11 protein-coding genes are annotated in these 14012 nt (G+C 58.5%); 5 read left to right on the top strand and 6 right to left on the bottom strand.

Features of this window, described 5'->3' with window-relative positions:
* Window positions 1-94: 94 nt before the first annotated feature.
* From HZS52_RS09165 to HZS52_RS09145, 5 genes are all read right to left on the bottom strand, one after another.
* Window positions 95-1840 (bottom strand): IlvD/Edd family dehydratase, encoded by a 1746-nt coding sequence (locus HZS52_RS09165; RefSeq protein WP_190374613.1) that lies wholly within the window; start codon window positions 1838-1840, stop codon window positions 95-97.
* Between the two features lie 64 nt (window positions 1841-1904).
* Window positions 1905-2915 carry an L-arabinose ABC transporter permease AraH gene (gene araH, locus HZS52_RS09160; RefSeq protein WP_088701796.1) on the bottom strand — a complete coding sequence of 337 codons (1011 nt, stop codon included), beginning with the start codon at window positions 2913-2915 and terminating at the stop codon, window positions 1905-1907.
* 64 nt (window positions 2916-2979) lie between these two features.
* Window positions 2980-4473, bottom strand: coding sequence for an L-arabinose ABC transporter ATP-binding protein AraG (araG, locus tag HZS52_RS09155; RefSeq protein ID WP_190374612.1), 1494 nt, complete (start codon window positions 4471-4473; stop codon window positions 2980-2982).
* 28 nt (window positions 4474-4501) lie between these two features.
* Window positions 4502-5497, bottom strand: coding sequence for an arabinose ABC transporter substrate-binding protein (locus HZS52_RS09150; RefSeq protein WP_022521932.1), 996 nt, complete (start codon window positions 5495-5497; stop codon window positions 4502-4504).
* 90 nt (window positions 5498-5587) lie between these two features.
* The gene (locus tag HZS52_RS09145; protein ID WP_423250071.1) at window positions 5588-6808 is read right to left on the bottom strand and encodes an aldose epimerase family protein; all 1221 of its coding nucleotides are present in this window, start codon (window positions 6806-6808) and stop codon (window positions 5588-5590) included.
* 203 nt (window positions 6809-7011) lie between these two features.
* Here HZS52_RS09145 and HZS52_RS09140 point away from each other — a divergent pair, with 203 nt between their 5' ends.
* The gene (locus HZS52_RS09140) at window positions 7012-7953 is read left to right on the top strand and encodes a LysR substrate-binding domain-containing protein (protein WP_138799392.1); all 942 of its coding nucleotides are present in this window, start codon (window positions 7012-7014) and stop codon (window positions 7951-7953) included.
* Here the strand turns inward: HZS52_RS09140 and HZS52_RS09135 are convergent.
* The gene (locus HZS52_RS09135; RefSeq protein ID WP_190374610.1) at window positions 7950-9695 is read right to left on the bottom strand and encodes an IlvD/Edd family dehydratase; all 1746 of its coding nucleotides are present in this window, start codon (window positions 9693-9695) and stop codon (window positions 7950-7952) included. The genes HZS52_RS09140 and HZS52_RS09135 overlap by 4 nt on opposite strands.
* Window positions 9696-9933: 238 nt before the next feature.
* Here HZS52_RS09135 and HZS52_RS09130 point away from each other — a divergent pair, with 238 nt between their 5' ends.
* The 4 genes from HZS52_RS09130 (at window position 9934) to araD1 (ending at window position 13992) form a co-directional block, all read left to right on the top strand.
* Window positions 9934-10953 (top strand): TRAP transporter substrate-binding protein, encoded by a 1020-nt coding sequence (locus tag HZS52_RS09130; RefSeq protein ID WP_022521929.1) that lies wholly within the window; start codon window positions 9934-9936, stop codon window positions 10951-10953.
* Window positions 10954-11050: 97 nt separating this feature from the next.
* Complete coding sequence (locus HZS52_RS09125) at window positions 11051-11662, top strand: TRAP transporter small permease subunit (protein ID WP_159177370.1); 612 nt, start codon at window positions 11051-11053, stop codon at window positions 11660-11662.
* Complete coding sequence (locus tag HZS52_RS09120) at window positions 11662-12963, top strand: TRAP transporter large permease (protein WP_009287507.1); 1302 nt, start codon at window positions 11662-11664, stop codon at window positions 12961-12963. The genes HZS52_RS09125 and HZS52_RS09120 overlap by 1 nt, the downstream gene beginning before the upstream one ends.
* A gap of 42 nt (window positions 12964-13005) precedes the next feature.
* A complete protein-coding gene (gene araD1 / locus HZS52_RS09115) occupies window positions 13006-13992 on the top strand; it encodes an AraD1 family protein (RefSeq protein ID WP_138799390.1) in 987 nt (328 codons plus the stop codon).
* Window positions 13993-14012 lie beyond the last annotated feature (20 nt).

Raw genomic sequence — 14012 nt, 5'->3', positions numbered from 1 at the left:
TGGAGCTATCTCTGCCAGGCTGATAATTGCCCCCGAGGGAGGTAGCTTTAGCTCGCGACCCTTTTGGCGCTACCTCAGGATCTTCGAATGACCATCAATGCGAGTGCCGCGGCACATCAGCCCCCCGACAGCCGACCAGGAAGTCGAAGTCGCAGCCTTCGTCGGCTTGAAGCACCCGCTCGATATACAGCTGGCGGTAGCCGCCCTGGCTGGCAATCAGCGTTGAGGCGGCAGTGGGGTCACTTTCGGCCAGGCGCGAGGCCAGTTCTTCGTCGCTGAGTTCCAGATGCAGCCGGCCACTTTCGCAGTCGAGCTCGATCCAGTCACCGTTGCGTACCGCGGCCAACGGGCCACCGGCAGCGGCTTCGGGCGCTACGTGCAGTACCACGGTGCCGTAGGCGGTGCCGCTCATGCGGGCGTCGGAGATGCGCACCATGTCGGTAATGCCCTGGGCGAGGATCTTGGGCGGCAGGCCCATATTGCCCACCTCCGCCATGCCGTGATAACCACGTGGGCCGCAGTGCTTCATGACCAGTATGTCGTTGGCTTCCACGTCCAAGTCCGGGTCGTTGATGCGCGCCTTGTAGTCGTCGAAGTCCTCGAACACCACCGCACGACCTCGGTGCTGCATGAGTTCGGCCGTGGCTGCCGAGGGCTTTAACACCGCGCCATTAGGGGCGAGGTTGCCGCGCACCACGCAGATGCCGCCGTCCGCGGTGAGCGGATTATCCAGCGGGCGAATCACTTCGTCGTTGTACAGCGGGGCGTCCTGGACGTTTTCCCACAGGGTTTTGCCGTTGACGGTCAAGGCGTCTTTGAAGGGCAGCCGGTCGGCCTCACCCAGACGCCTGAGCACCGCGGGCAGGCCACCGGCGTAGTAGAACTCTTCCATCAGAAAACGCCCCGAGGGCTGCAGGTCGACCACCGTGGGCGTGCCGCGCCCCACTCGGCTCCAGTCGTCCAGGGTCAAATCCACACCAATCCGCCCAGCAATGGCCTTGAGATGAATCACTGCGTTGGTGGAGCCGCCGATGGCGGCGTTGGTACGGATGGCGTTATCGAAGGCTTCCTTGGTGAGGATTTTGGAGAGCCGCAGGTCTTCGTTGACCATCTCGACAATCCGGTTACCCGAAAGGTGCGCCAGCACGTAGCGGCGGGAGTCCACCGCAGGGATGGCGGCATTATGGGGTAGCGAGGTGCCCAGCGACTCGGCCATGCAGGCCATGGTGGAGGCGGTGCCCATGGTGTTGCAGGTGCCTGCAGAACGGGACATGCCCGCCTCGGCGGCCATAAAGTCGTGAAGTGAAATCTCACCCGCCTTGACCTGCTCGGAGAGCTTCCAGACCACGGTGCCGGAGCCGATATCCTTACCTTTGTGCTTACCGTTGAGCATCGGCCCGCCAGTGACCACGATGGTGGGAATATCGCAGCTCGCCGCGCCCATCAGTAGCGCCGGGGTAGTTTTGTCGCAGCCCACCAGCAGCACCACCGCATCGATGGGGTTGCCGCGAATCGCTTCTTCCACGTCCATGCTAGCCAGGTTGCGGGTAAACATCGCCGTGGGGCGCAGGTTGGATTCGCCGTTGGAGAACACCGGGAACTCCACCGGGTAGCCCCCCGCCTCCAGCACGCCCTGCTTCACGTGCTCCGCCAACTTACGAAAGTGCGCATTGCAAGGTGTGAGCTCCGACCAGGTGTTGCAGATACCGATGATCGGTTTGCCCTGAAACTCATGGTCGGGAATGCCCTGGTTTTTCATCCAACTGCGGTACATAAAGCCGTTCTTGTCGGCGGTGCCGAACCACTGGGCAGAGCGTAATGGGCGCTGACGATCAGACATAACAAAGCCTCCGTACAAACCGGAAAGAAAGTGACCAACTAATAAAGGGGTAACGGCTTAAGCGTCAGGCCCGCTGACGACGGGTCTGTTTCCAGCGGTCAAACATCACCGCCAGCAGCAGAATCGCGCCACGCACCAGGTACTGGTAAAAGGTGGGGACGTTGAGCAGCCCCATGGCGTTCTGGACGCAGCCCATAATCAGCACACCGACCACCACACCGGTAATGGTGGCAACGCCACCGGATAGCGCCACACCGCCCAGCACACAGGCGGAAATCACCGCCAGTTCCAGGCCCATGGAGGTATTGGGGTCGCCCAGCCCCATGCGTGAAGCTAGCAGTACACCGACGACACCCGCCACTACGCCCTGGAGGCCGAAAACAATAATCTTGAGGCGGCGAACATTAACCCCGGCAAGCGCGGCGGCTTCCGAGTTCCCCCCAGTGGCCAGCACATTGCGCCCGAAAGCGGTCATGTTGAGCACCACACCAAAGATCACGAAACAGGCCAGCATGGTCCAGACCGGCAGGGTTAGGCCGAGGAACGAGGCACTGCCCAGGTCAAAGAAACCCGGCACGGTGATCATTACCGCGTCGCCGCCGGAGGTGATATAGGCCAGCCCGCGTACAAACTCCATTGCTGCCAGGGTGGCAATCAGCGAGTTAATACCGAACTTGGCAATTACCAGGCCGTTAAAAGCGCCCACCGCGCCCCCAGCGACAATGCCACCGATCACGCCGATAAACACGCTACCGGTACTGGAGGTCACCACCGCTGCGACTACCCCCGCAAAGGCCACCGTAGAGGCCACGGAGAGATCCACCTCACCCAGTGCCAGCACCAGCATCATGGTGGTGGCCAAACTGCCGATCAGGGTGATCGAAAGCAGTAGCCCGACCATGTTGCGGCCGGTCAGAAAATCAGGGATGAGTACCGCTAGAGCGATAAACAGGAGCAGAAAAATCGCGATCAATCCCGAGGTATCCAGCAGCGTGCGCAGCGGTTTGATCAGCCCCTGGCGCCCCGCTGGGCGGGCAGGTGTCGTCTCACCTTGGGTTGCGTTGTTCGTTGTCATGATGTTTGTCCTGAATTTGTTCTCTAAGAACGAAATATCTTGGAAACCTTAAAAAAGCTGACACTTAGGCGGGTAGCGCCAAGCCCAACAGACGTTCCGGCGTAGCCGATTCCCGCGGCACTACTTCCACCAGCTCACCATCGCGCATCACGGCGATGCGGTCGCAAATCGAGCTGACTTCCGCCAGGTCACTGGAGATCACCACCACGCTTTTGCCCTGTTCGGCCAGGTCGTAGAGCAGCGAGTAAATATCCCGCCGCGCGCCGACGTCGATGCCGCGGGTTGGCTCGTCCATCACAAATAGATCGATCTCCTCGGCGAGCCAGCGGGCCAGAATCACCTTCTGCTGGTTACCGCCGGAAAGTTTGCCGATCGGCGTACGTGGGCCCGGTGTCTTGACGCTGAGTTGCTGGATATACGACTCGGCATTGCGCCGTTCACGACCGGGGTGGCGGAACATACCCCAGCGTTTGAAAAAGCGCCGACAGCTGATATTGAGGTTGTCGGCCACACTCGCCACCGGAAAGATACCCTGGGACTTACGATCCTCCGGGCACATGGCGATACCAGCGCGAATGGCATCTTGCGGGCTTTTGAAACGTCGCGATTCGCCGTTGAACTGCACGCTGCCAGCCTTGGGAGACTCGACCCCACAGACCAGCCGCAGTAGTTCACTACGCCCGGCGCCCACCAGGCCGAACAACCCGAACACTTCACCGCGCTTGACGGAAAAGCTCACCGGCGCATTGAGACCGCGCCCCTGTATGTTCTCGACGTTTAGGATCAAATCGCCATGCTCGCGGGGTCGATAGCCATAAACATCGTCGATATCCCGGCCCACCATTTCACTCACTAACAGGTCGTGATTGAGCGCCGACATATCCTCATGGGTGCGTATATGCTGGCCATCGCGGAAGATGGTGACCGCATCGCACATCTCAAACACCTCCTCCATGCGATGCGTCACGTAGAGCACCACCCGCCCTTCATCACGCAGTCGTTGGACGATACGTTTTAGCTGGCGAATCTCCTGAATAGAGAGACTACTGGTGGGCTCATCGAACGCGATAACCTTGGCGTCTCGCAGCAGCGCACGGCCAATCTCGATCATCTGCTGCTGGCCGATGGAGAGCTCGCGCACCTTGGTCGAGGGGTGGATCTCCCCCTCGCCAAGATCAGCCAGTATCGCCAACGCTTTTTCCTTCAACCGGCGACGGTCAACAAACCCCTGCCGCGTGGGCAGTTGACCCAGCAGCAGGTTTTCGGCCACCGACATATTGGGTGAGAGCGTCAACTCCTGGTAAATAATCGCAATGCCTTCCCGCAGCGCCTCTCGGGCATTGTTGAATACATAGCGCTGGCCATCGATCCACAGTGCCCCTTCGGCCACCCGGTTAACGCCGCTTAGCACCTTGAGCAAGGTGGATTTACCCGCGCCGTTCTCGCCCATTAAGGCATGCACTTGACCGGCGTGGGCGGAGAAACTCACCCCATCCAGCGCGCGCACGCCAGGGAAAACGACACTAATCGCGTCGAACCGTAGATAAGCATCAGACATGCTTCATTACTCCCGCAGAGACTTACCGTTACAGACCAAGCGCGGCGCGCACTTCCTGCCAGTTTTCCCGCGTCATTAGCGTGCCGGAGGTTTCGGTATTGGCCGGTGGTTCTTGATCCTCGCTAATCCAGCGGTAGAGATCTTCAGCAGTCTGACGGCCGTGCATGGTGGAGCTCACCGCTACCGTACCGTGGAAACCGGTGGGGTTATCCCGGGAGAATTCCGCAAAGGCGGCGCCGGAGCCATTGATACCCACGCCGATCACATCTTCAGGCGCTAAGCCATACTGCTCGGTAGCCCTAACACCACCCAGCACGCTCTCTTCGTTAAGGGCATAGATCACCCAGTGCTCATAATCGCCGCGCTGGGAAAGCACCGGAGAGGCGGCAGAGAAAGCCCCACTGGTGTCGGTGCTCTGCTGAGGCGCGTCGAAAATATTATCTTCTGGGAATCCCGCGGCTATCAGCGCCTCGGTGGCGCCGTCGGTACGCTCAACGGCGGTCGGTAGTTCATTGTTGGTGATCCGCAGCGCGGCTACCTCTTCGGGGTTCCAGCCGCGCGCTTCCATTTCGGCATTAATGGCTTCGCCCACCTGACGCCCAATTTTGGTGCCCGACATACCCAGGTGCGGCACGCCCTCCATGGGCTCACCGCTTGAGTTAACAAACTGGTCATCCACAGTGACTACTTTCATGCCGTACTGGTTAGCACGGTTCATAATCGCTGGCCCCAAGCGTACGTCTGGCGGGCAGATTACGAACCCTTCAGCGCCTTGGGAGTAGAGGTTATCAATAGCGCTAAGCACCTCTTGGCCATCTTCGCCGCCAAGGCGTACCACTTCGAAGCCGAGCTCTTCGCCTACTTCAGTAGCCGCCTCCTGTTCGTTAATGAACCACGCCTGCTCCGGCTTTTTAACGATAAAGCCAATCTTCACCTCGTCTTCCTGGGCCTGTACTGACCCTAGTGAGGCCAGCATAATCGCGCTACCAAGTGCTAAACGGGTAAATGTTGTCGTCAATTTCATTGTTGTACTCCTGCTATTTTGAGAGTTGTTTTTATTGATATTTTTGATTACTAACCACTGACGGTTGGTAATAGTAATGATGAATCGAGATTACGAGCCCAGGTCTTGCTGCGCGGAAAAGCGATAGACCGTGCGTGAGCGATAAGTCTCGCCCGGCTCTAGGATCGTGCTGGGAAACGCCTCTTGATTGGGAGAGTCAGGGTAGTGCTGAGTTTCCAGCGCAAAGCCGGAGCGGTGCCCGTAGGCCTGGCCCTGCTTGCCGGTCAGGTCGCCGTTAAGGAAGTTGCCGGAATAGAATTGGATCGCGGGTTCGGTGGTGGTGATTTCCACCAGGCGTCCGCTTTGGGGCTCCCATACTTTGGCAGCCAAGACCAGCTCATCTGATGCAGCGTTATCGCGGGCAAGCACAAAGTTGTGGTCATAACCGCCACCAAAGGCAAGCTGCTCGTTCTCCTGCTCGATCCGTTCGCCAATGGGCGTCGCCTGGGTGAAGTCAAACGGCGTGCCCTCCACCGAGCGGATCTCACCGGTTGGAATCAAGGTGTCATTGACCGGGGTAAACTCAGGGGCATTGATCATCAGCTGATGATCGAGAATGGTGTCGCTACCCTCACCCTTTAGGTTGAAGTAGCTGTGCTGGGTTAGGTTAATCGGGGTGGCTTTATCGGTTACCGCCCGATAATCCACCATCAGCTCGTCATTATCGGTCAGCGTATAGGTAACTTCGCTCTCCAACTTACCGGGGTAGCCCTCTTCGCCATCCTCACTGGTATAGCGCAGTACCAATCCATTGCCTGCGTCACTCTCGAATGGTTCGGCCTGCCATAGCACTTTATCGAATCCCTGGTCGCCGCCATGCAGGTGGTTGCTGCCATCGTTGGTAGCCAATGAATAGGTTTCTCCATCGAGGGAGAATTGCCCACCCGCAATACGGTTGCCGTAACGACCAATAATGGCACCGAAGTAAGGATTGGCCTGACGGTACTCATCGGAGAGGTAGGCTTCCAAAGAGTCAAAGCCCAGCGCTATATCGTCAAACTTACCGTCCATATCAGGGGTTTTCAGCGACAGAATGATGCCACCGTAATTGGTCACCCGCAGCTCGATACCATTGGCGTTGGTAAGTTGATAGACATCCACCTGGCGACCATCGGGTAGATGACCAAACACCGACGTTTGGATACCACTGCTGACGCTGCTGCTCGCGCTGGCTTCAGAACTGCTCTGGGCTTGTGCAGTGTTTGCCAACAGTACCGCGGCAATTGCACCGAGCAGAAAAGGTGAACCATTTCTTAATCGTTGGCTGTACATGAGAGGCATGAGCTTCCTCCTGGAGGCATACTTTGTTGCTAAATTATTGTTGTTAGGCTTGGTCAGAAAACTCAGTGAGTTACCACAGTTCATCATGACCGATACAGACACTACAGTAGCCATGTCTGGCATAACCAACCAATATACAAATGCCTCACTATCGATATACTTCTAAGTATCAATAACAACACGAGGCTTATGCCATGGGCATTCTCGGCGAAAACTGGTTTTTAGACGTGCGACTAAAGTTGCGTCATTTTCAGCTATTTTTAGCCCTGGACGAGCAGCGCAACCTGCACCGCGCGGCGGCTCAGCTCAATATGAGCCAACCCGCCGCCTCAAAACTGCTCAGCGACCTGGAAGCCAACCTGGGTATTCGGCTGTTCGATCGCCACCCCCGTGGGCTAACGCCTAACTGGTATGGCGAAATTATGATTCGCCACGCCCACAGCATGCTCTCAGCGCTACGCCACACCGGTGAGGAGCTAAACGCTCTCGGCGAGGGCAGTGCCGGCACGGTAGCCGTCGGCACGGTAATGGCGCCAGCGGTTACGCTGCTCACCAGCGCCATCGAACGGGTGCACCGCGACCGGCCAGGGCTAAAAATCAGCGTAGATGTGGATGTCAGCAAAGTGCTGGTACCACGCCTACTGGAAGGCGAACTGGATTTCGCGATTACTCGCATACCCGCAGGCGTCGATGCCGAGCGCTTTGTCTTCGAGGAGATTGGCGAGGAGGAACTCTGCTTTGTGTGCCGCCAAGGGCATCCATTAGCCGATAAACAAACGCTGAGCCTTGCTGATATGGCGTGCTTCCCTTGGTCGCTGCAGCCCGCTGGCGCGTTGATGCGCCAGCGGGTGGATAGCCTATTTCTGCACCATCAGGTCGCGCCGCCCCGCCAGATCGTCGATACCGCTGACCTGCTGCTGTCGCTGGCCCTCGTCGACAAATCCGATACCATCACGGTGACTACACGGGAAGCCGCTGACCTGCTCTGCCCACCGCAGCGTTTTCATCTACTGCCATTTAGCGAGGCGCTAAGCGTTCAGCCCTATGGGCTGGTGAGCTTACGCCACCAGCGACTCTCCCCCGGTGCCGCCGCATTAATGAGCACTCTGCGGGAAGTGATTGCTCAGTCCAGTTAATGCGAGTGCCGCGGCACATCAGCCCCCCGACAGCCGACCAGGAAGTCGAAGTCGCAGCCTTCGTCGGCTTGAAGCACCCGCTCGATATACAGCTGGCGGTAGCCGCCCTGGCTGGCAATCAGCGTTGAGGCGGCAGTGGGGTCACTTTCGGCCAGGCGCGAGGCCAGTTCTTCGTCGCTGAGTTCCAGATGCAGCCGGCCACTTTCGCAGTCGAGCTCGATCCAGTCACCGTTACGCACGGCGGCTAGCGGGCCACCGGCAGCGGCTTCGGGGGCGACGTGTAGTACCACAGTGCCGTAGGCGGTACCGCTCATGCGGGCGTCGGAGATGCGCACCATGTCGGTAATGCCCTGGGCGAGGATCTTGGGCGGCAGGCCCATATTGCCCACCTCGGCCATGCCGTGATAACCACGTGGGCCGCAGTGCTTCATGACCAGTATGTCGTTGGCTTCCACGTCCAAGTCCGGGTCGTTGATGCGCGCCTTGTAGTCGTCGAAGTCCTCGAACACCACCGCACGACCTCGGTGCTGCATGAGTTCGGCCGTGGCTGCCGAGGGCTTTAACACCGCGCCATTAGGGGCGAGGTTGCCGCGCACCACGCAGATGCCGCCGTCCGCGGTGAGCGGATTATCCAGCGGGCGAATCACTTCGTCGTTATACAGTGGCGCGTCTTGGACGTTTTCCCACAGGGTTTTGCCGTTGACGGTCAAGGCGTCTTTGAAGGGCAGCCGGTCGGCCTCACCCAGGCGTCTAAGCACCGCGGGCAGGCCACCGGCGTAGTAGAACTCCTCCATCAAGAACCGCCCCGAGGGCTGTAGATCGACCACCGTGGGCGTGCCGCGCCCCACTCGGCTCCAGTCGTCCAGGGTCAGATCCACACCAATCCGTCCGGCAATCGCCTTGAGGTGAATCACCGCATTGGTGGAGCCGCCAATGGCGGCGTTGGTACGGATGGCGTTGTCGAAAGCTTCCTTGGTAAGGATCTTGGAGAGCCGCAGGTCTTCGTTGACCATCTCGACAATCCGGTTACCCGAAAGGTGCGCCAGCACGTAGCGGCGGGAGTCCACCGCCGGAATCGCTGCATTGTGCGGCAGCGAGGTGCCCAGCGACTCGGCCATGCAGGCCATGGTGGAGGCGGTGCCCATGGTGTTGCAGGTACCGGCGGAGCGGGACATGCCGGCTTCCGCGGCCATAAAGTCGTGCAGCGAAATCTCACCCGCCTTGACCTGCTCGGAGAGCTTCCAGACCACGGTGCCGGAACCAATGTCCTTGCCCTTGTGCTTGCCGTTGAGCATTGGTCCGCCGGTGACCACGATGGTGGGAATATCGCAGCTCGCCGCACCCATCAGTAGCGCCGGGGTAGTTTTGTCGCAGCCCACCAGCAGCACCACCGCATCGATGGGGTTGCCGCGAATCGCTTCCTCCACGTCCATGCTGGCCAGGTTGCGGGTAAACATCGCGGTGGGGCGCAGGTTGGATTCGCCGTTGGAGAACACCGGGAACTCCACCGGGTAGCCCCCCGCTTCCAGCACGCCCTGCTTCACGTGCTCCGCCAACTTACGAAAGTGCGCATTGCAAGGTGTGAGCTCCGACCAGGTGTTGCAGATACCGATGATCGGTTTGCCCTGAAACTCATGGTCGGGAATGCCCTGGTTTTTCATCCAACTGCGGTACATAAAACCGTTCTTATCAGCCGTGCCAAACCATTCAGCACTGCGCAGCGGACGTTGACGTTGGCCCATGAGGTTAACTCCTTGTTTTAGTTCGGTGACGGCTGACGACCTGAGAGTTGGCGTCGAGAGTGGGTGCCGAATGCGCAAGACACTAAACTACCCCGTCAATCTAGTCGACCATACAAAAGTATATGTTGAACAATTGCTCTTAATGTTCAACATTACCCTCCCACGTGGGTCATTGGCCCGTTGCATTACAGCGTTAACCACCACGCTCTCCACAACAAAAAACTTGAGGAATAGTGCTATGCTCAAATCGAAATACAGCTCGCTACTCACTGGTTCCGTGCTACTGCTGGGCCTCTCTGCGGCCCAGGCAGCCGAGTACGAATGGAAATTTCAGGCGTCAGAAACCTCGGGCGAACCCAGCTTTAAGATCAAACAAGAGTGGGCCGAGCGCATTACGGCAATGACTGATGGCCGTGTTGAAATCGAGGTAATGCCGATTAATTCCGTGGTTGGCCCTACTGAGACATTGACCGCCGTTAGCTCAGGGATTCTGCAGGGTCATATGACCGACCCAAGCTACTTCTCTGGCCAGGATCCGGCTTTTGGTATGCTCGGCAACCTTGTCGGTGCCTGGCAGAACCCCTACGATTTCCTGGAGTACATGAAATACGGCGGCGGTGAAGAGCTTTACAACGAACTGGTCGAACCCTATGGCGCCCATTTGATCAGCGCAGCGACCTTTCCGCTGGAGTCGGTACCCTCCACGGTGCCCATCGAATCCATCGCCGACTTTGAAGGGTTAAAAATCCGTGCCCCTCAAGGCATGGTGTACAACATCTTCGAGCGCATTGGCGCCACGCCCGTCAACCTGCCGGGCTCTGAGGTGTATACCGGTCTGGAAAAAGGCGTGATCGACGCCGCGGACTCCACGGTGCTCTCGAATAACGACGCCATGGGTCTGCACGCTTTCGCCCCCTACCCGCTCTACCCTGGCTTTCACTCCATGCCCATGATCGCTGTGTCGATCAATAAAGACATCTGGGATGGCTTGCCCGAGGAGCTACAGACGACCCTCAATACCGCCTTTGATGGCATGGCCTACGACCTGATTGCCCGCCTCAAGGAGCAGGATATTGAGACCCTGCAGCGGCTTCAGGATGACCCAGACGTTCACCCCTTCAACTTGCCCGAAGAAGAGCGTCAGAAATTCCGCACCGCGGCTGAGCAGGAGTGGCAAGAGTGGGCGGGTGAAAATGAGATGACTCAGAAGATTTATGACTCGGCGACCGCCTTTTTGCGCTCGCGCAATCTGCTCTAACTCTGTGCTCTCAACTCTCTGCTCACAACCGGCCTCATTAATCTAACCAACGCAGCGCTCGGGCAAACACCCCGAGCGTTGCGCGTAGAGTCGCGCCATGTCCCAAAAAACGCCTGACAATCAAACCCCTGCGCCGAATACCCAGGATCTCCCCGAGATCCTCGAAACGGTGGAGGAGGTGTCTCCCGAACGTAATGCTTTAGACCGCTTAATTGCACGGGGCGGCCGTGCCGTTTCCTGGCTCGTGCTGGTCGCGATGGGCATCAGCGTCGTCGAAGTCTTTATGCGCTACGGTTTCAACAACCCCACCTCCTGGGTACACGAAACCGTCGTGTTTCTGATCGCCGTTATCTTTGTATTGGGCGGTCCAGCGGCCATGGCGCGCAATAGCCATATCCGCGTCAAGGTGCTTTACGACAGCGCCGGGCCCAGGTTGAAATGCTGGATGGACCGTTTCAACGACCTGCTCACCCTGATTTTCTGCCTGACAATGAGCTATGCCGCCTTTCATATGTTCTGGGGAGCTTCGCATAACCCGCTCGGTGAGTGGTCGCTGGAGCGCTCCGGCACCTCTTGGAATCCGCCCTTTCCCGCCATGGTCAAGGGCATGATTCTGTTTGCCCTGGTGTTGATGACGCTACAGGCCTGCCTGCATCTGTGGGAATCGATTAAAGCGAAACCCGCTGCCAACATCGAGGAGGCGCGCTGATGGATATTTCAACCGCAACGATCCTCATGGTCGGGGCCATTTTCGCGCTACTGGTCACCGGTCTGCCGCTGGCGTTTATCACCGGCCTGGTAGCGATGGCGTTCACCTTCGGCTGGTTCGGTGAGGCGGCGCTACCCCTGGTCACCAGCCGCGTTTATGGGTTTATCACCGAGTATTCGCTGGTGGCGGTGCCCATGTTCGTGTTGATGGCATCACTGCTGGATCGCTCCGGAATCGCCAAAGACCTGTTCAACGCCATGCGCGTCTTCGCCGGCCGCCTGCCGGGTGGCGTGGCGGTGCAGACCATCGTGGTAGCGTTCTTCCTGGCCGCTCTTTCGGGCATTATCGGTGGTGAGATCGTGCTGCTGGGGATTCTGGCGCTGCCCCAAATGCTCCGCCTGGGCTACGACAAACACCTCTCTATTGGGGTGGTGTGTGCCGGGGGCGCCCTGGGCACCATGATGCCGCCCTCAATCGTGCTGATTATCTACGGTCTGATCGCCAGCGTATCGATTGCCGACCTGTTCGCCGCAGCCGTGACGCCAGCGGTGATTTTGATGGGTTGCTACATTGCCTATGTGCTGGTGCGCTGCCTGAGAAATCCCGCACTGGGCCCGCCGTTAGATAGAGATACCCAAGATAACCCTTTCGCCACTAAGCTGGACGCGGTTAAGGCCATTCTGTTGCCAGGGCTGATCGCTTTTTTAGTGCTGGGCACTATCTACGGTGGTATCGCCTCGGTCACCGAAGCCGCGGCCATGGGTGTTTTCGGTGTACTCCTCGCCACTATTGTTCGCGGCGAATTCACCCCGGGCATGTTGCACCATAGCCTTGGGCAGACCATGAATACCTGCGGCATGATCATCTGGATCGGCATCGGCGCCGCCGCCCTGGTGGGCGTCTATAATTTAATGGGCGGCAACCGCTTTGTTTCGAGCTTGATCCTGGGACTCGATGTAGCGCCCATTGTGATCATTCTGGTGATGATGGCGATTATGCTCGTGCTGGGGCTATTCCTAGACTGGATCGGGATCGCCATGCTGGCTCTGCCGATCTTTCTACCCATCGTTATTCAGCTCGGTTTCGATCCGATCTGGTTCGGCATTCTATTCGCCGTGAATATGCAGGTATCGTTCCTGTCGCCACCCTTTGGGCCCGCCGCCTTCTACCTTAAAAGCGTGGCACCGCCGGATATCAGCCTCAAGGATATTTACCTGTCCGTACTACCCTTTATGGCCATTCAGCTGTGCGTACTCGCGGCGCTATTGATGTGGCCGCAACTGGCCATTTGGCCACTATGATGACCGCTACACTATTGACTGACTCTGCATAAGGAGACCGCCATGCGACTGATTCAGTGTGACCACCAGGGCCAGGTTCGCGCCGCCCTGGTCGAAAGCGAAGAGCAGGTCAGACTGCTCGACTGCGACACCTACACCCTGGCCAATCGGGCCATTGCCGCCGGCAAGCCACTTAGCGACATGCTGACGGAAGCATTGACCGACACACGCCTGGATTATCAAGCGCTGGTCGACACTAAACAGTTGCTACCCCCGCTGACCCATACCGACCCGGCCCACTGCCTGGTCACCGGCACCGGCCTTACCCACCTGGGCAGTGCCGACACCCGCTCGGCGATGCACGCTAAAGCCCAAGCTGCTGAAGAAGATATGACCGACTCCATGCGCATGTTCAAGCTGGGTGTGGAGGGCGGCAAACCCGATGCAGGCCAGGTAGGTGCACAGCCGGAGTGGTTCTACAAAGGCGATGGCCAGTGTGTGGTGGCGCCAGAAGCAGAGATTCCATCCCCCGCCTTCGCCGAAGATGCGGGCGAGGAGCCTGAGTTGGCGGGCCTCTATGTGATTGGTGATGACGGCCAGCCCTGGCGGGTCGGCTACGCTCTCGGCAACGAATTTTCTGATCACGTGACCGAGCGCTTCAACTACTTGTGGTTAGCTCACTCCAAGCTACGCGCCTGCAGCTTTGGTCCCGAACTGTTGATCGGCGAACTGCCTGCTCATCTGGAAGGCACCAGCGCTATTCATCGCAGTGGTGAAACAGTGTGGGAGAAGCCCTTTCTCACCGGCGAGGCCAACATGGCCCATAGCCTGGCCAACCTGGAGTATCACCACTTTAAATACCCGGGCTTCCGCCGCCCCGGCGATGTGCATGTGCACTTTTTCGGTACCGCGACACTGAGCTTCGCCGACGGCATCAAGGTGCGCGAGGGTGATCGCTTTGAAATCAAAATCAATGAGTTTGGTCGCGCCCTGCGCAACCCTCTACGGGTGGAAGCAGACGCACCGCCCATCAGCGTAAAGTCGCTTTAACGTACTCTAACCACCCCAGC

This window comes from Vreelandella titanicae, from assembly GCF_014697095.1.
In the GTDB taxonomy this organism is placed as follows: Bacteria; Pseudomonadota; Gammaproteobacteria; order Pseudomonadales; family Halomonadaceae; genus Vreelandella; species Vreelandella titanicae.
The sequence above is the reverse complement of the archived record's forward strand: the minus strand, read 5'-3'. Positions and strand labels throughout refer to the sequence as shown.